This window comes from Aciduliprofundum sp. MAR08-339 (assembly GCF_000327505.1).
In the GTDB taxonomy this organism is placed as follows: Archaea; Thermoplasmatota; Thermoplasmata; order Thermoplasmatales; family Aciduliprofundaceae; genus Aciduliprofundum.
Map to the genome: position 1 here is coordinate 978,828 of NC_019942.1, position 18,626 is coordinate 997,453.

General features: G+C 46.3%; 23 protein-coding genes and 1 tRNA gene. 19 read left to right on the forward strand and 5 right to left on the reverse strand.

The genetic code is table 11. The features are described 5' to 3' along the window. Positions 1 to 90 precede the first annotated feature (90 nt). Genes ACIM339_RS05235 through ACIM339_RS05250 form a run of 4 tightly spaced genes read left to right on the forward strand, consistent with a single transcriptional unit; the run spans position 91 to position 3,027 of the window. Entirely contained in the window at positions 91 to 582 is a 492-nt protein-coding gene (locus tag ACIM339_RS05235) for an adenosine-specific kinase (RefSeq protein ID WP_048103815.1), read from the forward strand. A 5-nt stretch (positions 583 to 587) separates the two neighbouring features. Next, complete coding sequence (locus ACIM339_RS05240; protein ID WP_015283573.1) at positions 588 to 1,298, forward strand: class I SAM-dependent methyltransferase; 711 nt, start codon at positions 588 to 590, stop codon at positions 1,296 to 1,298. Positions 1,299 to 1,302: 4 nt separating this feature from the next. Continuing rightward, positions 1,303 to 1,683, forward strand: a complete 381-nt coding sequence (locus ACIM339_RS05245; RefSeq protein ID WP_015283574.1) for a toprim domain-containing protein — start codon at positions 1,303 to 1,305, stop codon at positions 1,681 to 1,683. Positions 1,684 to 1,716: 33 nt separating this feature from the next. Further along, the gene (locus ACIM339_RS05250) at positions 1,717 to 3,027 is read left to right on the forward strand and encodes a tryptophan--tRNA ligase (protein WP_015283575.1); all 1,311 of its coding nucleotides are present in this window, start codon (positions 1,717 to 1,719) and stop codon (positions 3,025 to 3,027) included. Between the two features lie 173 nt (positions 3,028 to 3,200). Here ACIM339_RS05250 and rnz read toward each other — a convergent pair whose 3' ends face one another. Beyond that, positions 3,201 to 4,118 (reverse strand): ribonuclease Z, encoded by a 918-nt coding sequence (gene rnz, locus ACIM339_RS05255; protein ID WP_015283577.1) that lies wholly within the window; start codon positions 4,116 to 4,118, stop codon positions 3,201 to 3,203. Positions 4,119 to 4,156: 38 nt separating this feature from the next. After that, the gene (locus tag ACIM339_RS05260) at positions 4,157 to 4,939 is read right to left on the reverse strand and encodes a DUF2268 domain-containing putative Zn-dependent protease (protein WP_015283578.1); all 783 of its coding nucleotides are present in this window, start codon (positions 4,937 to 4,939) and stop codon (positions 4,157 to 4,159) included. A gap of 90 nt (positions 4,940 to 5,029) precedes the next feature. On the opposite strand from ACIM339_RS05260, the gene ACIM339_RS05265 reads away from it, so the two are divergent. The 7 genes from ACIM339_RS05265 (at position 5,030) to ACIM339_RS05295 (ending at position 10,845) form a co-directional block, all read left to right on the forward strand. Further along, a tRNA-Val gene (locus ACIM339_RS05265) sits at positions 5,030 to 5,102 on the forward strand. 96 nt (positions 5,103 to 5,198) lie between these two features. Beyond that, positions 5,199 to 6,680 carry an NAD(P)/FAD-dependent oxidoreductase gene (locus ACIM339_RS05270; protein ID WP_015283579.1) on the forward strand — a complete coding sequence of 494 codons (1,482 nt, stop codon included), beginning with the start codon at positions 5,199 to 5,201 and terminating at the stop codon, positions 6,678 to 6,680. Then, a complete protein-coding gene (locus tag ACIM339_RS05275; RefSeq protein WP_015283580.1) occupies positions 6,677 to 7,909 on the forward strand; it encodes an NAD(P)/FAD-dependent oxidoreductase in 1,233 nt (410 codons plus the stop codon). Before ACIM339_RS05270 ends, ACIM339_RS05275 begins: the two co-directional genes overlap by 4 nt. Further along, positions 7,906 to 8,271 carry a DUF1667 domain-containing protein gene (locus ACIM339_RS05280; RefSeq protein ID WP_015283581.1) on the forward strand — a complete coding sequence of 122 codons (366 nt, stop codon included), beginning with the start codon at positions 7,906 to 7,908 and terminating at the stop codon, positions 8,269 to 8,271. Before ACIM339_RS05275 ends, ACIM339_RS05280 begins: the two co-directional genes overlap by 4 nt. 35 nt (positions 8,272 to 8,306) lie before the next feature. After that, positions 8,307 to 10,160: a S9 family peptidase gene (locus ACIM339_RS05285; protein WP_015283582.1), complete on the forward strand. Its 1,854-nt coding sequence runs from the start codon at positions 8,307 to 8,309 to the stop codon at positions 10,158 to 10,160. 32 nt (positions 10,161 to 10,192) lie between these two features. Then, positions 10,193 to 10,432: a DUF3303 family protein gene (locus ACIM339_RS05290; RefSeq protein WP_015283583.1), complete on the forward strand. Its 240-nt coding sequence runs from the start codon at positions 10,193 to 10,195 to the stop codon at positions 10,430 to 10,432. Next, positions 10,429 to 10,845, forward strand: a complete 417-nt coding sequence (locus ACIM339_RS05295; RefSeq protein WP_015283584.1) for a secondary thiamine-phosphate synthase enzyme YjbQ — start codon at positions 10,429 to 10,431, stop codon at positions 10,843 to 10,845. Before ACIM339_RS05290 ends, ACIM339_RS05295 begins: the two co-directional genes overlap by 4 nt. On the opposite strand, the gene ACIM339_RS05300 is transcribed toward ACIM339_RS05295, so the two are convergent. Together ACIM339_RS05300 and ACIM339_RS05305 are read right to left on the reverse strand one after the other, a co-directional pair. Next, on the reverse strand, positions 10,832 to 11,380 hold the full coding sequence (locus ACIM339_RS05300; protein ID WP_015283585.1) for a transcriptional regulator: 549 nt from the start codon (positions 11,378 to 11,380) through the stop codon (positions 10,832 to 10,834). The genes ACIM339_RS05295 and ACIM339_RS05300 overlap by 14 nt on opposite strands. Before the next feature lie 6 nt (positions 11,381 to 11,386). After that, on the reverse strand, positions 11,387 to 12,139 hold the full coding sequence (locus ACIM339_RS05305; protein WP_015283586.1) for a tRNA pseudouridine synthase A: 753 nt from the start codon (positions 12,137 to 12,139) through the stop codon (positions 11,387 to 11,389). Positions 12,140 to 12,185: 46 nt separating this feature from the next. Here ACIM339_RS05305 and ACIM339_RS05310 point away from each other — a divergent pair, with 46 nt between their 5' ends. Beyond that, complete coding sequence (locus ACIM339_RS05310) at positions 12,186 to 12,689, forward strand: HIT domain-containing protein (RefSeq protein WP_015283587.1); 504 nt, start codon at positions 12,186 to 12,188, stop codon at positions 12,687 to 12,689. Here ACIM339_RS05310 and ACIM339_RS05315 read toward each other — a convergent pair. After that, positions 12,664 to 12,885: a YhbY family RNA-binding protein gene (locus ACIM339_RS05315; protein ID WP_048103819.1), complete on the reverse strand. Its 222-nt coding sequence runs from the start codon at positions 12,883 to 12,885 to the stop codon at positions 12,664 to 12,666. The genes ACIM339_RS05310 and ACIM339_RS05315 overlap by 26 nt on opposite strands. Positions 12,886 to 12,952: 67 nt before the next feature. Here ACIM339_RS05315 and hutU point away from each other — a divergent pair, with 67 nt between their 5' ends. The 7 genes from hutU (at position 12,953) to ACIM339_RS05350 (ending at position 18,617) form a co-directional block, all read left to right on the forward strand. Then, positions 12,953 to 14,605, forward strand: a complete 1,653-nt coding sequence (gene hutU / locus ACIM339_RS05320) for a urocanate hydratase (protein ID WP_048103821.1) — start codon at positions 12,953 to 12,955, stop codon at positions 14,603 to 14,605. Positions 14,606 to 14,645: 40 nt separating this feature from the next. Further along, positions 14,646 to 15,218, forward strand: coding sequence for a hypothetical protein (locus tag ACIM339_RS05325; RefSeq protein ID WP_015283590.1), 573 nt, complete (start codon positions 14,646 to 14,648; stop codon positions 15,216 to 15,218). 170 nt (positions 15,219 to 15,388) lie between these two features. Next, complete coding sequence (locus ACIM339_RS05330; RefSeq protein WP_015283591.1) at positions 15,389 to 16,411, forward strand: 50S ribosomal protein L3; 1,023 nt, start codon at positions 15,389 to 15,391, stop codon at positions 16,409 to 16,411. Positions 16,412 to 16,414: 3 nt separating this feature from the next. Next, positions 16,415 to 17,179: a 50S ribosomal protein L4 gene (gene rpl4p, locus ACIM339_RS05335; protein ID WP_015283592.1), complete on the forward strand. Its 765-nt coding sequence runs from the start codon at positions 16,415 to 16,417 to the stop codon at positions 17,177 to 17,179. Next, entirely contained in the window at positions 17,176 to 17,439 is a 264-nt protein-coding gene (locus tag ACIM339_RS05340; RefSeq protein ID WP_015283593.1) for a 50S ribosomal protein L23, read from the forward strand. The genes rpl4p and ACIM339_RS05340 overlap by 4 nt, the downstream gene beginning before the upstream one ends. Positions 17,440 to 17,449: 10 nt before the next feature. Continuing rightward, entirely contained in the window at positions 17,450 to 18,154 is a 705-nt protein-coding gene (locus ACIM339_RS05345) for a 50S ribosomal protein L2 (RefSeq protein ID WP_015283594.1), read from the forward strand. Between the two features lie 4 nt (positions 18,155 to 18,158). Then, the gene (locus ACIM339_RS05350) at positions 18,159 to 18,617 is read left to right on the forward strand and encodes a 30S ribosomal protein S19 (protein ID WP_015283595.1); all 459 of its coding nucleotides are present in this window, start codon (positions 18,159 to 18,161) and stop codon (positions 18,615 to 18,617) included. The last annotated feature ends 9 nt before the right edge of the window (positions 18,618 to 18,626 follow it).

Genomic DNA, 18,626 nt, shown 5'->3' on the forward strand with positions numbered 1-18,626 from the left:
TATCACCATACGGTTAATGCTCTTGGTGGATATATGATTTTTCTGGGACAATCCGCAAAATTAAAAATGGAATAAGGCATAATGAGAAATATGGGCGTGGAGATAAAGGTTGTGGATATCAAGAAACCCAGCAACGAGATAAATGTGATCATCGGATACACGCATTTCATAAAGAGCACTGAAGATATATACGAGGCGCTGGTTACCAGTATGCCGGGCATAAAGTTCGGGTTTGCCTTCTGCGAAGCATCGGGCCCGAGATTGGTCAGGTACGAGGGTACGGATGAAGAACTTGTGAAATACGCCATTGAGAATGCGAGGAAAATTGGAGCAGGACACTCCTTCATAATAATGCTACGCAACGCTTATCCCATAAACGTGCTCAACACGCTGAAAAATGTGCAGGAGATCACGCACATAATTGTGGCAAGTGCAAACCCCCTGCAGGTGATAGTGGCAGAGACTGAGCAGGGAAGGGCAATAATAGGCGTTGTGGATGGCTACTCTCCCCTTGGAGTTGAAGATGAAGAGAGAAGGAGGGAGAGAAAGGAGTTTCTGCGTAAGATTGGTTACAAGTTGTGATCCCCATGGACTTCTACGATGTTGAGGCGGATCTTTACGATCTGTTCTATTTTGATTTTCAGGATGATATTGAGATATACCGCAAGTACGCAAAGGAATGCGACTCCCTGCTTGAACTCATGTGCGGTACAGGGCGCATACTCTATTATCTTGATCATCCAAATATGTGGGGCATAGACTCCAACGAAAAGATGCTCGCACGTGCCAGGGAGAATCTCAAGGGCAAGAATGTGAAATTGGTAAAGGGAGATGTGCTGAATTTTTCCATTCCCGAGAGATTCTGCCTTGTGCTCATAGGACTCAACTCTCTCACAATGTTCCCCAAGGAGGAGAGGTTGAAGATTTTAAAAAATGCAAATGCGCATTTGGAGAGTGGTGGAAGAATAATTGTGGACATATTCAATCCCTTTGAGATGGTTGAGGGAATTGTGCACCATGGGGACACTATATTTAGGGATGATAGGATATATTCCAGATTCTTCGTTCCTGTAAAATACGGAAATCGCTGGAAACTGCTCTATTTTTACGATACTGTGGAAAACGAGATTCTGAGAAGAAGGTTTGCTGAGATGTACATCTACCCCATTGAGAAGGAGGAAATCGTGAGAGAGTTGGAGGATGTGGGATTTGAAATAGAGGACGTTTATGGAGATTATGAAATGAACGAGTTTGACGAGTATTCCGAAAGGATAATTGTTGTGGGAGTTAAGAGGTAATGGAATGAGAAACGGGATATCGCAGGAGAGCATGGAAAAGATTGAGAGCATCCTTGAGGATATGAGAGTGGAGAATGTGCAAACACCTATCCTTGTTGAGGGAAAGAGAGACAGGGAGGCGCTTAGAACTCTCGGAATGGAAGGGGAAATAATAACCGTTAACATGGGTAAATCCCTTTCTGATCTTGCGGATTTCATAGCATCACGCCATTTTAAAGTCATAATTCTGACTGACTGGGACAGGAAGGGTAGTTATCTTGCGGGGAAATTATTCACACTCCTGCGTGACAACGATGTGATCTGCAATATGGAGTACCGCAGAAAACTTGGGTTCTATGTTGGTGCGCACATCTCCAGTGTGGAGGAACTTGCCTCGCTTTTCTGAAAAATTTATTTAAATGCAAAGCCTTCCCCACCCATGGAATTCATAAATCCATGGTCTTCGCAGCAGTACAAGGACTATGCAAAACTCCGAGACCAGTTTGGCATTGAGCCCTTTGATTTTGAACTTCCAGATGCACCGCGACTTTTCCGCAGGGGTGTTATTTTCGGGCACAGAGGCTTTGATTATATATACGATGCCATAAGGAATGGGGAGAGTTTTGCGGTGCTCACAGGACTTATGCCCTCAGGACGCATGCATTTTGGGCACAAGATGACCATTGATCAGGTCCGTTATTACCAGGATTTAGGTGCAGATGTTCACATAGCCGTGGCGGACATAGAGGCCTATGCTTCGCGGGGAATATCGCTGGAGAAGGCGAGGAAAATAGCCCTTGAGGAGTATGTTCCCAGTTACATAGCCCTCGGCCTGAAACCTGGTAAGACGGAGGTGTATTTTCAGTCTAAGAGGCAAGAGGTAAAGGATATAGCTTGGAAACTTGCCAGGAAGGTGAATATGAGTGAATTTCTGGCCATATACGGGTTTGGCGGAGAAACGAATATGAGCCATATTTTCTCCCCCTTGATTCAGGTGGGGGATATACTCCATGTGCAACTTGAAAAATTCGGAGGAGCGAGGCCCACCGTGGTACCCGTGGGTGTGGATCAGGATCCCCATATGCGTCTGACCCGGGATATTGTGGCGAGGTGGAGGATGTTCTCCATATCCCCTCAGGGGGAAGAGGGCATGGGAATTTTCTACAAGGGTGAGGATGTGGAGGGAAAATTGAAAGAGTTGGCTCTGCATCTTGAATCTGCGGGTTTTTCAGATTTTAAGATCAATGTCCCCTACAGGGCCCTTTACGTGAGAGATGCGGATGAGAGGGACATGCTGAAGATAAACAAGATCCTAATCAGGTACGAGCAGGGATTTAATGAGAATACATTCTACCCTCCGGCCGCCACGTATCACCGCCTAATGACAGGACTCACCGGTGGAAAGATGTCCTCCTCAGTGCCAGAGAGTGCGATATTCCTCACAGATGATCCTGAGGATGCAAGAAAGAAGGTTCTCCGCGCAAAAACGGGTGGTGGAGCAACTCTGGAGGAGCACAGGAAGCATGGAGGAAACCCAGACGTGTGTACGGTTTACGAGTTATTTGTCTACCACCTTCTGGATGACGATAAGTATCTGAAGGAGGTTCACGACACCTGTAGCTCTGGAGAGAGGGTATGTGGTCCCTGCAAGAGGGAGGCTGCCGATATAATATCTCAGTGGCTAAGAGATTTTCAGGAAAGAAGGGAGCAGGCTAAGGAAGAGGTAAATGATATGGTTTCATGGGAATGAAAGTGTGCATATAAATCCTTAAATATACGGATTGCATACATCTTCAAAAGAGATGGTGTGCAGATGGGATGGGAAAGGGAATTTAAAATAGGAAATGGAATGGTGGCGTTTGTGGGTGGAGACAGAATAGTGGTTAAAGTTGGGGCAAAGGAGTATTTGCTTTACTCGGAAGATTAGCCCTTCTTTACCTTCACGATAAACTCGTCCAGATCGTTTACCACAAAGCTATTTGGGAATATCTTCTTTGCTTCATTCTCGATTGTCGTTGGATCTTTGTACCTGGGGCTTATGTGCACAAGAAGCAGGGTGTCCACATTTGCCCTCTTTGCTATCCTGGCTGCCTGCCTTGCGGAAGAGTGTCCGTACTCGTTTGCCTTATCTTCCAGGGAGGATTCTGTGGTTGCCTCATGGATCAGAACACTTGCATCTCTGGCAAAATTGATCATCTCATCCATCGGTGCGGTATCCCCAGAATACACTATCTTTCTTCCTATTCTAGTTCCATTGCTCACATCTTCAATTCTTATTGTTTTTCCCCGATACTCTATCTCCCCTTCTCTCCTCAGTTTTTCCAGGATCTTGCTGTTGAGTTTCATGGATTTTGCCTTGTTTCTGTCGATTCTTGGCATGTCCTTCTCCTTTATGGAGTAAGCCAGGGATGGTACGGGATGCTTTGTTCTTAGGGTTGAAATAGTGTAATCTCCAAAATCAAGAATCTCGTTTCCTTCAAGTTCGTAAAGTTTTACTGGAAATGTGGTTGAATAATAGCCGATGGAGAAGTAGCGTGTGAGTATATCCACCGTCCTCTCAGGCCCATATATTTCAAGGGGCTCCTTCCTGTCGTTAAGAGCCATAGTCTGAATAAGTCCAGCCAAGCCGAGAAAATGATCCCCGTGATAATGGGTTATAAATATGCGCTTTATCTTCATAAAACTCATGTTTGTGCGCATCATCTGCCTCTGGGTTCCTTCTCCACAATCAAAGAGCAGAACCTCACTGTCTATCTGCACTCCTATGCTCATTACATTTCTCTCGGGTGAGGGCCAGGAGCCTCCGGTGCCGAAGAACACTATGCGAATTGTGGATGCCATAATGGATACCTCATCGCTTGGGGCGTATTAAATTTTACTCATAGATGAATGGAGGAATATTGAGTTCTACTTAGAGTGCATATATCCGACTTTTTAAGTAGTTTCCACACAACGAGGGAACCAATGATGTACCCCTCTCTTTTCCCGTAGAACATGGATATTGTTTCAGGAGTGATTTTAATCTCTTTCATCTTTTTGAATCGGGATATGATGTATTTCTCATTTTCCATAACTTTATCCCATTCCCCCTTGCGCATGGGTATGCATTTCCACGTATCTTCCTTTGCATCTCCGTTGAATATGCAGGAGAAAACAACTCCCAGGCCTTCAAATAATGCGAGATCCTCGAAGGTCATCTGGTATGGGGAATAAATTCCTGCTGGTATCATAACCCTCTGAAGACGAACTATATGGGCATACTCGTGAGGGAGAAAGATATTAAGATTCATGATCTCCATGGACTCTCCAACCCCAAAAAATATGAATGCTCCAAGATTTTTTGAGTACTGGGTTATTATCATATAATCATCCACAGGCACTGGCAGGAAAAATACATTGAAATCCTCCTTTGTAGGACAAATTTTCATTGATTTTTCAATTATTTCCTTTATTTCACATCTCCTCTTTTCATATTCGCATAGATTTTCAACTATTCTTTTTATATTTCTATCTGTGGCGAAAATATGCCTTGGATTTTTTCCCTGCATTTTTCCAATGGACGCTTCATAGATGTCTTTGTACTCTTCGTATATTGATCCCCATGGATCTTCCAGATCAAGGTTCTCTTGAATCTCCCTGCATGGGAGGTGTATTTTATACATACCTCACCTATTGGGCAGAATTACTTAAATTTTCTTCACATAAGAAGATGGCCACAAAATTTAAAAACAAAATACCCATTCCCATTCACAGGGCCCGTGGTCTAGTGGTTATGACGTCCGCCTCACACGCGGGAGGTCCCCGGTTCGAATCCGGGCGGGCCCATTTCCTCTCTGTTTCTTCTTTTGGGGGGAAATTAGCGTAAGTTCTGCGAATTGTTTAATATTGATGAATCCATAATCCCCTGCTCTGGTGAGTTTGATGACGAGGGTAATTATAATTGGTGCGGGTATCGTAGGAATGAGCATAGCACGTGAACTGAGTCAGTATGAACTGGATATAGTTGTAATTGAGAAAAACTCCGATGTGGGATGGGGTATAAGCAAGGCAAATACGGCCCTGATCCATGGGGGTTACGATGATGACCCTGAGAGGTATCCCGTGCGTGCAAGATTGTGCGTACGGGGAAATGAAATATGGCACAGGTGGGTAGAAGAACTTCAGATTCCCCATGTGTGGAATGGGGCGCTTGTGATTGCAAGCAGTGAAGAGGAGAGGAGAGAGCTTGGTGTTCTTCTCAGGAGGGGTGAGATTAACGGAGTTGAGGGAATGAAGATCATTGAGGATGAGATTTTCACCATGGAGCGAAATTTGAATGAGAATGCCTTGGCGGCTCTATGGATTCCCAGTGTGGGGCAGATTGCTCCGATACCTGCAGTTATAGCCCTTGCAGAGAATTCCGTTGATAATGGAGTGAAAATAATGCTCGATACTGAGGTCAAAGGCATAGGAATTGAAAATGGATGCGTGAGTGGTGTGGAAACAAATAAGGGATTTGTGGAGGGAGACATCATAATAAACGCCGCTGGACTTTACGCCGATGAAATATCTAGGATGGCCGGTGTGGATTATTTCACAATTCATCCTCGAAAGGGTGAGTACTGGCTATTTGATGATTCTGCAGGTCCAAAACCAAAGCATGTGCTCTTTCCAGCACCCACAAAAAAGAGCAAGGGAGTGGTGGTCACAACCGAGATCTCGGGGCATCTCATGATAGGACCCAACGCACATGATTTATCTCCCGAGGAAAAGGAGGATTTGAGCAATACAAGGGAGGGTCTGGAGGAGGTTTGGGAAAAGGCGAGAAAAATCTGGCCGAGATTACCTCCAAGGAGCAAGGTGATACGCACCTTTGCTGGCCTAAGGCCTGAGACTGAAGGGGCTGATTTCATAATAAGGAGCGAGGAGGTGCGTGGTTTCATAAATGTGGCGGGAATACGCTCTCCAGGGCTAACAGCCGCACCTGCCATAGCCAGGGAGGTCTCTGAGATACTTGAAGGAGATCTGGACATATCGCTTGTGAGAAAGAAGAAGTGGAACCCACATCGCAGGGAGATAACGCATTTCTTCATGATGAACGATGAGGGCATATCTTTAAAAATAAGGGAGAATGCGGCCTATGGTAGAATAATCTGCAAGTGCAACAAGGTGAGTGAAGGAGACATTCTTGAAGCCATTGGGAGAATGAAAAAAATAGGTGTGCAGGTTCCCAGCGTGGATTCTGTTAAGTTCAGAACTAAGGCGACAACGGGCACATGCCAAGGTGGATTTTGCAGGCCCAAGATTGTGGAAATTCTTTCCAGGGAGTACAATGTGCCCATGTGGGATGTAACTCTAAAGGGTAAGGGGACAGAGATAGCGGTTGGAGACGTTAAGGTGCTTCGCAGGGGGGCGAGAGCATGAAATACGATCTTGTTATTGTGGGGGGTGGCCCTGCTGGGCTATCTGCGGGTATAAGGGCAAGTGAGGATGGATTGAAGGTCTTGATTCTGGAGGAGAGGGAGTACCTTGGAGGTATACTTCCCCAGTGTGTGCACCCTGGATTTGGATTGCACTATTTCAGGGAGGATCTCACAGGTCCAGAATTTGCCCACAGGCTCGTTGAAAAAATAAAGAATTTGAATGTTGATTTCATTCTTGAATCCACAGTTTTGGATATCTCTGTGGATGGAAAATTTAAGGTGGTGAAGTTTGTTTCTCCACGGGGACTGGAATATGTGCAGACACACGCCATAATTTACGCTGCTGGAGCAAGGGAGAGGCACAGATTTGAGGTTGGAATTTACGGAGATCGTGTGGCAGGGGTATTCACTGCAGGAGAGGCTCAGACCTTAATGGATATTTACGGAATTATGCCGGGAAGGGATGTTGTTATAGTCGGTTCCGGAGATGTTGGGCTGATCATGGCCAGAAGATTTGCCCTTGAAGGGGCCAGGGTTGGGGCGGTGATTGAACCGATGCCCTATCCAGGTGGTCTTGCAAGAAATGTTGTGCAGTGCTTGGAGGATTTCAACATACCCCTCTATCTATCCCACAGGGTTCTTGAGATCAGGGGTAGGAAAAGGGTTGAGTATGTCAAGGTTGCACGGGTTGATGAAGGGTTGAAGCCGATAGAGGGTACGGAGTTTGATATTCCCTGCGATACTGTTGTGATTTCTGCAGGACTTGTACCCCGTACAAAATTGCTGAAGAAAATGGGGATCAGGATGGATCCATTTAGTGGTGGTCCGGTGGTTGATGGAAATTTGGAGACAACCGTGCCGGGTGTTTTTGTTGCAGGTAATGCCCTTATGATAAATGACCTTGTGGATTACGTGGTTGAGCAGGGTGAACTGGCCGCTCAATCTGCGGTAAAATACATAAATGGTGGAGTTAAGAAGGAGAGAAAAATACCGATTATTCCAGGAAATAATGTGCGTTTTGCAGTTCCACATTACGTCCTTCCGGGGGAAGATTTAATATTATATGCGCGTGTTAAGAGACCCGTTGAAGATTCACTTCTTGTGATAAAGGAAATCGGACTTCGCAGAAGATATCCCGTTCTAAAACCCTCTGAGATGGTCAGAATCAAACTTTCCGGTGTGGATGTTGGGGACGATGTTAAGGGTCTTACTCTGGAGGTGCAGGAATGAAGAAACTCTACAAATTTACCTGCATAGTTTGTCCCCTTGGATGCTATATTGAAGCGGAGGTGGATGGACAAAATGTGCGTGTTAGGGGCTGCCGTTGTGCCCGTGGTGAGAATTGGGCTAAGCAGGAAATTCTTGAACCAAAACGTGTCGTTATGAGTGTTGTGAGGGTGAAAAATGGAAGATATCCTGTGGTTTCGGTTAAAACTGACGCACCTGTGCCTAAGGAGAAAATAGAGGATGTGATGTACTACATTGCCAATGTGGAGATTTCCGCTCCCGTGAGGATAGGAGATGTTCTTGCTGAGAACATGTTGGGTCTCGGAGTAAATTTAGTTGCCACAAGGAGTGTAGAAGAGAAGTAATTATACATTAAATCCATATACCCCCGGTGAGGAATATGAGATGGAAAGAAGATTCGTTCACGAGGTTTTCATATCTGCAGGATGTGAGCATAACCAGGGATGGAACCCTTGTTGCCTATGTTCTTAGAAAGGCGAATATGAAGGAAAATAAGTACGAAAACACAGTGGTTATAGAGACTCTTTTGGAAGGTGGGCGGAAGTACGTGGAAGATGCCACAATGCCCAAATTCTCCCCGGATGGAAAGAAGATGCTCTACCTCCGCGTAGATGAGGATAAGAAGAAAAGCGATCTCTACCTCCTTGACCTTGATAGTATGACATCAAAAAGGCTCATTGAGGCAAAGAACATAGTGGGCGTTGACTGGCACCGAGAATCAAGAAAAATTTTGATTCTCTATTCAAAGAAGTTGGAGGATGAGGACCTGTACTATGATGACTCAATTCCCGTATGGTTCAACGGAAAGGGATTCAGAGACGGCGAGAAGAATGTTATTCAGATATACGACACCGAGGGAGAGGTGGCAATTGAAGAATTTGAAGACAGGTATGTGGAAAACGCCATGTGGTTCGGAGATGAAATAATATACACAGTTTCTCGCCGTGAAAATCCGTTCAAGTCATTTGATATCATCGCGTATAGGGGTAAGAAGAAAAAGATTTTTGAAAACGTGTCCTTTCATCCTGTGGCCACCAACGGAAAGCAGATTCTCATGCTTGGAAAGAGAAAGATGGACCACATTTCAGAGCACTCATACCTTCTCATATACGATGGGAAGGAAGTGAGAGAGATAACATCCAGGTACGGGCTTGAGAACTTCTCAGGTAAACTGGATTCTTCCGGAAATGTGTATGCACTCACAGCAGATGCGGGAAGCGTTGTGCTTGAGAAGTTTGAAAATGGAGAGAGGGAAAGAATAGTGGGCAGTGGTTGGTACGTTTACTCCTTTGATGTGAGTGATGATGGTAAGATTGCCATCTTGATGATGAGTGATACAAGATTGGGTGAGTTGTACATTTATGATGGAAAGTTGAAAAAATACACATCCTACAATGACGAGATCCTCAAAAAATTAAGGCCCAGAAAGCATGTGCACTTCACCTATGAGAGTTTTGACGGCAAGAAACTTGATGGGTGGTACATAAAGCCCAGGGGTGCTGGAAAGAGGAAGATGCCTGCCATACTTTTTGTGCATGGCGGTCCCAAGGGTATGTACGGGTATTATTTCCATTACAACGCGCAACTGATGGCGGATCGGGGCTTCTATGTGATCTTTACAAATCCCCGTGGCTCAACCGGTTACTCTGAGGATTTTGCCCTTGAGGTTCTGAATCGTACGGGTCTTGAGGACTTTCAGGACATACTTGCAGGCCTTGACTGGGTTATTGAGCATGAGAGTATCGATGAGGGTAAGGTGGGTATAACGGGCATAAGTTATGGAGGGTATATGACAAACTGGGCTGTGACGCAGAGCGATAGATTCAAGGCGGCCATAAGTGAGAATGGAATCTCCTACTGGCTGAGCTCCTACGCATTTTCGGACATAGGTCTGTGGTTTGATAGGGAAGTGATAGGCGAAGACCCGCTCAGCAACGATAATTACAGAAAACTGAGTCCTCTATTCTATGCGGAATCTGTGAATACTCCAATTTTGCTCATTCACAGTCTTGAGGACTACAGATGCCCCCTGGATCAGAGTCTTATGTTCTACCATGTGCTGAAGTCTCTGGGGAAGGAAGCCTACATTGTTATATTCAAGCAAGGTGAGCATGGGCACAGTGTTCGGGGCAAGCCCAGGCACAGGTTGAAGAGGTACAGGATTTTTGTGGATTTCTTTGTTAAAAAGATAAAGGAAGAAAAGGAATTCAAAATAGAGCCGCTCCTGAAGTAAAGCTTATATCCCCTTTCTTTTTTCCTTTTTCTATGATATTCGTGATGTTTGCCACCGCCGCGCCGGAGCGATTTGCGGATTTATTTCATCTTGTGAGAAATGCGAAGGTTCCAGACGGGATAAAAATTCTAGAGAAACTTGAGGTTTTTGGAAAGCCCGATGTTGTGGTGGTGTTTGAAGCACCAAATGAGGAACTTGCAGCAAAATTTATTGAGCAGTTTGGAAGGGTTAGCACGGTAACCACCCATCTTGCCATGAAGGTGGTTAAATGAATTACTACGAGGAAATCGGGTTGACTACGGCAGGCGAGGTGGATATAATAGACATAACCCCAATGGTACAATCCATAGTTGACAGATCAGGAATAAGGAACGGAATGGCGCTGGTTTTTGTGATAGGATCCACAGGAGCGGTAACAACCATCGAGTACGAACCGGGGCTAAAAAAGGATCTACCCGCCGCACTTGAAAGGTTATTTCCCAAGAGTATTCCCTATGAGCATGAAAAAACATGGCACGATGGAAATGGCCACTCTCATATACGTGCCTCTTTTCTAAAACCCGATCTGTGCGTGCCCATAGTTGATGGAACCCTTGTACTTGGCACATGGCAGCAGATTGTATTTGTTGAACTTGATGTTAAAGAGAGAAAAAGGCGCGTAGCTGTGCAGGTTATGGGCGATTAGCCTTTACTATTTTTCTCACTTCCTCTATATCTCTCTCATCAATTTTCAGGAGTATTAGAAGGAGGGTTAATTTCCTCAAGATTCCCCAATCAACATCCTTCTCCAATTTTTCGATATCTTCTATTGAGAGTTCATCAAGACGCACAAGAAAGTCAAAAAGAGCATCCAGATCCGTAACTTCGTAGCCAATGGAGTGAAGGGTCTCTGCAAGTATTTCAACCCTTTTCTTGTTCATCTTCTTTATTGCCTCATCCTTCACGTAACTCTCTGGGGCAAGAAATATCGTTCTGGCGGTCCTTCCGTAGATCTTCTCTGGAACGTTATGAATCCTGCGCTCGCCTGTAACTTTCACAAATCCAGCCCTTTCCAGTTTTTTAATGTGTCTGAAAATTGTGGATACATCCTTATTGAGAATGGATGCAAGTTCGGATATGGTCATATCGCGGAAGCGCAGGAGCCGTAGAATCTTGGTCCTTGTGTCTTCAATTATTATTTTGATCTTCTCTGGATCGTCGACAATCTCAATTTCTTTCATTGTTTGTTAAATAAAATTAAACGATTTATAGTTTTCCCCGCCCAAATACAAGTAAACCATACCTGCAAGGTAGTTTATCACCATCTTCTCTCTGAGTCTTCTGGAAAATCCTATGTGCTCGAATGGGAATGGATATCTCACATCCATAAGTACAAGTGGCTCTGGAGGTGCAATTCCAAAATTCATTCTTTTTTCAAATATTTCCTCTCCGAACTCCATACCAGAGGCGTATTTCACCATGGCTGCCACCAAGCGCCTTATGAGATTCCACAGATAGTTTCGTGCGAAGAAATCGATGTATATCATATTTCCCTCCTTTTTCACACTTATTTTATCAATCCTTACCACCGTGTTTTTCCTTGCCCTTGTGAAGTTTTTGAAATCGTGCTCACCTTCAAACATCCTGGCAGCATACTTTAATTTCTTCAAATCGTAGTTGAAATCAAAAAGATGGTATCTGTACCACCTTTTCTCTGCATGGCGGGGGTTTAGGTTATGAAGGGAAAATGAATGAAAGTAGATTCTATCCAGATTTGAGTTGAGTATTCCGATTACTTTTCTGGGCTCCATATTCGTGTGGATGAGAATCACATTCCCCAGGGCACTCACTCCCCTATCCGTTCGCGATGCACTCTTCAGATCCTCGGCTATGCCATTTTCCCTGAGCACCCTTAAAATCTCACCCTCCACAGTGGGTACATCTGGCTGCCTCTGGTACCCGTAGAATTTTGTTCCATCGTACGCGAATTTGAGAAGCATATACGCATATCGACACATTTTTAATAATCCTTTTCCATTACTCCATATGGAAAGACTGTGGGCCCCATGGCGGATAGAGTATGTGCGTATGGAAAAAATGGAAGGGTGCATATTTTGCAAGTTTCCCAGGGATAACAGGGATGAGGAAAATCTCATTTTGTATCGTGGTAAATATGCGTTCATAATAATGAACAACTATCCCTACAACCCTGGCCATGTTATGGTTGCTCCCTACAGGCATGTGGGGAATCTTGAAGATTTGAGTGACGAGGAAGTTTTGGAGATGCATCACCTAACCTCTCTGGCAATAAGGGCGATAAAAAATGCGATGAACCCGGGAGGATTCAACATTGGAATAAACATAGGGCGCGTGGCAGGTGCTGGTATTGAGGGGCATGTGCATGTGCATATTGTGCCAAGATGGAATGGCGATACCAATTTCATGCCCGTGCTCGCGGACACAAAGGTGATCGTACAGGGAATAAGGGAAAATTACAGTGAGTTGAGGAAGGAGTTGGAAAAAATCATCTCTTCTTCAGAACGGCCGTGAAGCCACGGATCTCCAAGATATCTGCGTTGGACCTCTCTGCAAGATTTTTTATTTTCTCCCTGAAGTTATCCCTGTCTGCGTTTTGAAGGAATTTTATCTTTATTATCTTTCTCTTTTTTAGTTGCGCTTTTATTTCATTGATAACTCCTTCTGTTATACCATCTTTTCCTATCTGCACGGTGGCCTTTATCTCCATATTCACCCCAATGGTTGCTTGGTTAAAAATGTTGCCACAATTTTTTTATTACACATAACCATGGTGAATTATGCGAGAGATTAGAGCCCCTAGAGGCACTAAATTGAATGCAAAATCGTGGCAGACGGAGGCACCTCTTCGCCTTTTGATGAACAATCTTGATCCCGAAGTTGCAAAGGACCCTGCGCATCTCATAGTGTATGGTGGCACGGGCAGAGCTGCTAGGAGCTGGGAGGCTTTTGACGCGATTGTGCGCACACTGAAAGAGATGGAGACCGATGAGACGCTCCTTGTGCAGAGCGGCAAACCCGTGGCGGTGTTCAAGACGCATGAATGGGCACCGAGAGTGCTTATTGCTAATTCCAACCTGGTGCCCAAATGGGCCAACTGGGAGTACTTCCGCGAATTGGAAGAAAGGGGATTGATAATGTATGGGCAGATGACCGCTGGCTCATGGATCTATATCGGTACACAGGGCATACTTCAGGGAACATATGAAACGCTCTACGCAGTGGCTCGCAAGGAATACGGACAGCATGACCTGACAGGCAAATGGGTTCTTTCCTCTGGACTTGGAGAAATGGGCGGAGCGCAGCCACTGGCAATCACCATGAACAATGGTGTGGGCATAATCGTTGAGGTGAATAAGTGGGCTATTGACCGCCGCCTCAACGGAGGATATCTGGACACATGGACCGATGACCTTGACGAAGCCCTCAAGATGAAGGATGAAGCTTTGAAGGAGGGAAAACCCCTGAGTATAGGATTGCTGGGTAATGCCGCGGAGATATACCCCGAGCTTATGCGCAGAGGCATTGTACCGGATGTTGTCACAGATCAGACGGCGGCTCATGATCCTCTTAACGGGTATATCCCCGCTGGGTACTCTGTGGAGGAGGCCGCCGAACTCAGGGAAAATGATCCCGAGAAGTACCTTGAGGAGGTTCAGAAATCTTTGAGAAAGCATGTTCCCGCGATGATATGGTTCAAGGAGCATGGGGCCAAGGTGTTTGATTATGGAAACAATATAAGGGCTCAGGCAAAGGAGGCAGGAGTGGAGGATGCCTTTAAGATTCCTGGCTATGTGCCCGAGTACATTCGTCCTCTATTCTCTGAGGGCTCGGGACCATTCCGCTGGGTGGCTCTAAGCGGAAATCCTGATGATATATTTGAGACGGATAACGCAATTCGCAAGTTGTTCCCTGATAACAAGCATGTGATACAGTGGCTTGACAAGGCGGAGGAGCATGTGAAATGGCAGGGTCTTCCAGCTAGGATTCTCTGGCTGAATTACGGCGAGAGAGAGAAGGCAGGACTCGCATTTAACGAGCTTGTGCGTGAGGGTGTTGTGGATGCACCCATTGCAATTGGCAGAGATCATCATGATACAGGTAGCGTTGCCTCTCCATACAGGGAGACGGAGAGAATGAAGGATGGAAGCGATGCCATCGCTGACTGGCCAATCCTGAATGCGATGCTCAATGTTGCCTCAGGTGCCACATGGGTATCGTTCCACCATGGCGGTGGTGTGGGAATTGGCTATTCCCTCCACGCTGGTATGGTCATCGTGGCGGACGGAACCAAACTCGCTGAGCAAAAGTTATCAAGAGTGCTCAACAACGATCCTGGGCTGGGTGTGGTCCGCCATGCAGACGCTGGCTATGAGATAGCGATACGCACCGCCAAGGAGAAGGGAATCTGGATGCCAATGCTCGAGTGATTTCCACAATGTTAATATAACCTAAACTCTTTTTTTCTTTATGGATTTAAGATGCAATGAAGAACTTCGATATGTTCCATGCCCTGTTTGTGGGTTACCCGTGGTTGAAGGGCAATGCAAAGCGGGACACCCGTACTATGTGCACACGCTCTCACTCTCCGAACTTCCCGAATTTCTCGCAAGGAAGGACATCGGAGAGTTCAGGGAATGGGAGTGCTGCGTGCTGGAAAAGAGCGACTCCTATCTCCCCATAGAAGAGCAGCTCATCACCATAGAGATCCGCCCTTCATACGAGAAGCTCATACCAGTGAAAAGCACAGCAATATCAGTGTACATCGATGAGCGCTACACGAACAGAGACATGATCCGCTCAGCCATACAGATGATCGTGGCCGAGTTTCTGTATAGACCAGAGTGCAGAAATCCCGTGCACGTGGTGAAAAAATGGTACCCAAAAGAGCACAGAATACGCATGAGGTTCACGGTGCGCATCTCACCGCAGATGGCTGAGAAACTCAGAGAAGCAGCGCAGTATTTCGGGCTGAAGTACTCGCACATGATTGAGGCCTATGCCCGCATGTGGTGGGTCGATGAGGTCGAGGAAAGGATTTAATTCTATCGTTCAGCATTTTATTCTACATCTCCGAATTCTTTATATACAAAATATCTTTATGGTGGGCCAAAGAAGTTAGCCAGACGCTAAGGGCGTAATGGCCCGCGATCCTGCCCAAAGAATGGTTTTGGGTAAGGAGACGGCGTCACGGCTGCTGCGAGGTGAAATGTATGGGAAGTTCGCATCATCCTAGAAGAGGCTCTATGGCGTATTATCCACGCAAGCGAGCGGCGAGTCCAGTACCGCGCATTAGGACCTGGCCCGACATAGAGGATGGGCCACGTATACAGGGATTTGCAGGCTATAAGGCTGGAATGACTCATGTGTTCACGGTGGATTGGAGAAAGCACACAACCACCGCTGGCCAGGAGATATGGACACCGGTAACTGTCATTGAGGTCCCTCCAATGAAGGTTGCAGGCGTTAGGTTTTACGAGCGCACGATATACGGGCTCAGGAGCATAGGCGAGGTTTGGGACGAGAATCTGGATAGGGAGTTATCAAGGAGATTCCCATTGCCAAAAGAATACAGCGAAGAAGTGGCCCTTTCCAGAATAAAGGGGGATATTGAGGACATCCGTCTGATAGTGCATACCCAACCTAGACTTGTGAGTGGTATTCCCAAGAAGGCCCCCGACATAATGGAGATTCGGGTTGGAGGAGGCACTGTTGAGGAGAGGAAGGATTACGCTCTCAATCTTCTGGGTAAGGAAATAAAATTCTCCGATTTCAAGAGTGAGGGTAAATTTGTTGATGTTGTTGCAATCACCAAGGGTAAGGGATTTCAGGGTCATGTGAAGAGATTCGGCGTGAAATTGCTGCATCAGAAGAACAGGAAGCACCGCAGAATGATTGGTACTCTTGGCCCATGGCACCCAGACTGGGTTCGCTACACGGTACCTCAGGCTGGGCAGATGGGCTATCATCAGAGAACGGAGTACAACAAGAGGATTATAAAATACGTGGATTTCGTGGAGGAGAATGGCGAAAGGAAGTTGGCCATGGATATAACCCCTGAGGGCGGATTTCCCCATTACGGCGAGGTTCGCAACCCCTATGTGCTCATTCATGGCTCTGTGCCCGGGCCTGCCAAAAGGTTGATAAGATTCCGCGATCCTGTGAGGCAGGTTCTTGAGGATGTTGAGAGCATTGAGATTACCTATGTGTCATTGCAATCCAAACAGGGGGTGTGATGAATGCGTGTCAATGTTTACACAGTTGAGGGCGGTGTGAAAAGGCAGATAACCCTTCCCAAGGCCTTCAATTATCCTTACAGGCCTGATCTAATAAAGGAGGCCGTTCGCGTATTCCAACTGAATAGGGTGCAGCCCCATGGTGTTGATCCCATGGCGGGTATGAGGCGCGTGGCCGAATCTTGGGGTCCTGGGCATGGGATATCCAAGATGGTTCCCAGGGTTGGCCACACATCCCGTGGTGCTATAATCCCGAGCACTGTGGGTGGAAGAGCAGGTCACCCTCCCACAACTGAGAAGGTCTGGAAGAGAAAGATGAATGTCAAGATGAGGAGATTGGCCAAGTACAGTGCCTTGAGCATGACGGCAAACAAGGTCATGGTTGCAAAAAGGGGTCATAGATTCAATCCGGATATCACACTTCCGCTTGTGGTGGAAGATGAGTTTGAGAAGATTTCAACCACGAAGGAGGCAATACGTGCCCTTAAGAATTTTGGAGTTTATGAGGATGTTGAAAGGGCAGGTGAGAGGCGCATCCGTGGTGGAAAGGGCAAGAGACGTGGCAGAAGATACAAAATAAAGAAAAGTGTTCTCATCGTGGTGTCAAATAAGGAAAACGTTGAGAAGGGCTTTAGGAATCTGCCAGGTGTGGATGTTGTCACTCCCAGGGAGCTGAATGCCGAGGTTCTTGCCCCTGGTACTCATGCCGGGCGTCTTACCATATTCACGGAGAGTGCCATAAAGGAGATCAGGAGGTGGGTTAAATGACATTTCATCCGACCAAGGTCATTATCAAGCCCTATGTCACGGAAAAAACGCTATTGCTTATAGAGAAGGAGAACAAACTGACATTTATAATCAGAAGGGATGCCACAAAGGCTCAGGTTAAAAATGCGGTTGAGCGCCTTTTTGAAGTGGAGGTTGAGCAGGTTAACACTTATATCACAAAGTACGGCAAGAAAGCCATCGTTAAGTTGAAGAAAGGCTACAGCGCCGAGGAAGTCGGCATGAGGTTGGGTATATTCTAAGGTGGTGTAAATGGGTAAGAGAATAATTCCACAGAGAAGAGGTCGCGGAACCTCTCGATACCGTGCTCCCAGTCATAGGTACGCAGGTAAGCCTGTAAATCCGAAGGTTGATAGTGCGGTGGGGATTGTGAGGGAAATATTCCACGATCCAGGTCACACAACTCCGCTTGCAGAGGTTGTTCTTGATAATGGTGAAAAGTACCTTATGCTTGCCCATCTGGGTATGTACGAGGGTCAGGAAATTCAGATTGGTGAAGGTGCAGAGATCAGGCCCGGAAACATTCTACCACTGGGCAGCATACCGGAGGGTGTGCCCATATACAACATAGAGGCCCAGCCCGGAGATGGTGGTAAGTACATTCGCTCCGGTGGTTCCTACGCTCAAATTGTTACCCATGGTCTAAAGACCACGGTTCAGATGCCATCCGGAGAGTTCAAACTCTTTGACCCAAGATGCAGGGCCACCATAGGCATAGTTGCAGGTGGTGGGCGCAAGGAAAAACCCATGCTCAAGGCTGGAAAGGTTTATCATGCATGGCGCTCAAAGGCCAGAAAGTATGTTCAGGTTCGCGGTGTTGCAATGAATGCTGTGAACCATCCCCATGGAGGAGGGAACCATCAGCATGTTGGTAGACCCAGCACTGTGAGCAGGAATGCTCCACCTGGGCGTAAGGTTGGAAGATTATCACCCAAAAAGAAGAAGAGGAAGAGGTGAGTAGATGGCTAAAATGAGAAAAATCAGCGCCAAGGCGGCTAGAAGGAGAAAGAGGAAGACGAGAAAACTGGTAATGGGGAGAATGAAAGAGTTCTCCTACAGGGGGTATTCTCTTGAAGAGCTGCAGAGGATGAGTTGGGACGAATTTGCCGAACTCCTTCCCGCCAGGGCTAGAAGAACTTTGAAACGTGGATGGGATGAAGAGCGCATGAAGGCTGTACGCAAGATAATCAACTCGGATGGTAAAGTTGTTAGGACACATCGGAGGGATCTCATAATTCTTCCACAGTTCGTTGGAAAGCGTGTTGCTGTCCATAATGGTAAGGAATTTGTTGAAGTTGACATCAAGCCAGAGATGATAGGTCATTATCTTGGAGAGTTTGCACTTACAAGGAAGGAGGTTAAGCACAGCGGTCCAGGTGTGGGAGCAACCCGCAGTTCCAAGTTCGTGCCGCTGAAGTGAGGTGAGAGT

Coding starts and splice junctions, on each gene's coding strand:
- ACIM339_RS05245 (WP_015283574.1), top strand. CDS start 1,303: ATGAGAAACGGGATATCGCAGGAGAGCATGGAAAAGATTGAGAGCATC.
- ACIM339_RS05260 (WP_015283578.1), bottom strand. CDS start 4,939: ATGTATAAAATACACCTCCCATGCAGGGAGATTCAAGAGAACCTTGAT.
- ACIM339_RS05310 (WP_015283587.1), top strand. CDS start 12,186: ATGGAAAGACTGTGGGCCCCATGGCGGATAGAGTATGTGCGTATGGAA.
- rnz (WP_015283577.1), bottom strand. CDS start 4,118: ATGGCATCCACAATTCGCATAGTGTTCTTCGGCACCGGAGGCTCCTGG.
- ACIM339_RS05340 (WP_015283593.1), top strand. CDS start 17,176: ATGACATTTCATCCGACCAAGGTCATTATCAAGCCCTATGTCACGGAA.
- ACIM339_RS05270 (WP_015283579.1), top strand. CDS start 5,199: ATGACGAGGGTAATTATAATTGGTGCGGGTATCGTAGGAATGAGCATA.
- ACIM339_RS05285 (WP_015283582.1), top strand. CDS start 8,307: ATGAGATGGAAAGAAGATTCGTTCACGAGGTTTTCATATCTGCAGGAT.
- ACIM339_RS05325 (WP_015283590.1), top strand. CDS start 14,646: ATGGATTTAAGATGCAATGAAGAACTTCGATATGTTCCATGCCCTGTT.
- ACIM339_RS05315 (WP_048103819.1), bottom strand. CDS start 12,885: ATGGAGATAAAGGCCACCGTGCAGATAGGAAAAGATGGTATAACAGAA.
- ACIM339_RS05240 (WP_015283573.1), top strand. CDS start 588: ATGGACTTCTACGATGTTGAGGCGGATCTTTACGATCTGTTCTATTTT.
- ACIM339_RS05250 (WP_015283575.1), top strand. CDS start 1,717: ATGGAATTCATAAATCCATGGTCTTCGCAGCAGTACAAGGACTATGCA.
- rpl4p (WP_015283592.1), top strand. CDS start 16,415: ATGCGTGTCAATGTTTACACAGTTGAGGGCGGTGTGAAAAGGCAGATA.
- ACIM339_RS05350 (WP_015283595.1), top strand. CDS start 18,159: ATGGCTAAAATGAGAAAAATCAGCGCCAAGGCGGCTAGAAGGAGAAAG.
- ACIM339_RS05345 (WP_015283594.1), top strand. CDS start 17,450: ATGGGTAAGAGAATAATTCCACAGAGAAGAGGTCGCGGAACCTCTCGA.
- ACIM339_RS05290 (WP_015283583.1), top strand. CDS start 10,193: ATGATATTCGTGATGTTTGCCACCGCCGCGCCGGAGCGATTTGCGGAT.
- ACIM339_RS05235 (WP_048103815.1), top strand. CDS start 91: ATGGGCGTGGAGATAAAGGTTGTGGATATCAAGAAACCCAGCAACGAG.
- ACIM339_RS05330 (WP_015283591.1), top strand. CDS start 15,389: ATGGGAAGTTCGCATCATCCTAGAAGAGGCTCTATGGCGTATTATCCA.
- ACIM339_RS05305 (WP_015283586.1), bottom strand. CDS start 12,139: ATGCTTCTCAAATTCGCGTACGATGGAACAAAATTCTACGGGTACCAG.
- ACIM339_RS05275 (WP_015283580.1), top strand. CDS start 6,677: ATGAAATACGATCTTGTTATTGTGGGGGGTGGCCCTGCTGGGCTATCT.
- ACIM339_RS05280 (WP_015283581.1), top strand. CDS start 7,906: ATGAAGAAACTCTACAAATTTACCTGCATAGTTTGTCCCCTTGGATGC.
- ACIM339_RS05295 (WP_015283584.1), top strand. CDS start 10,429: ATGAATTACTACGAGGAAATCGGGTTGACTACGGCAGGCGAGGTGGAT.
- ACIM339_RS05300 (WP_015283585.1), bottom strand. CDS start 11,380: ATGAAAGAAATTGAGATTGTCGACGATCCAGAGAAGATCAAAATAATA.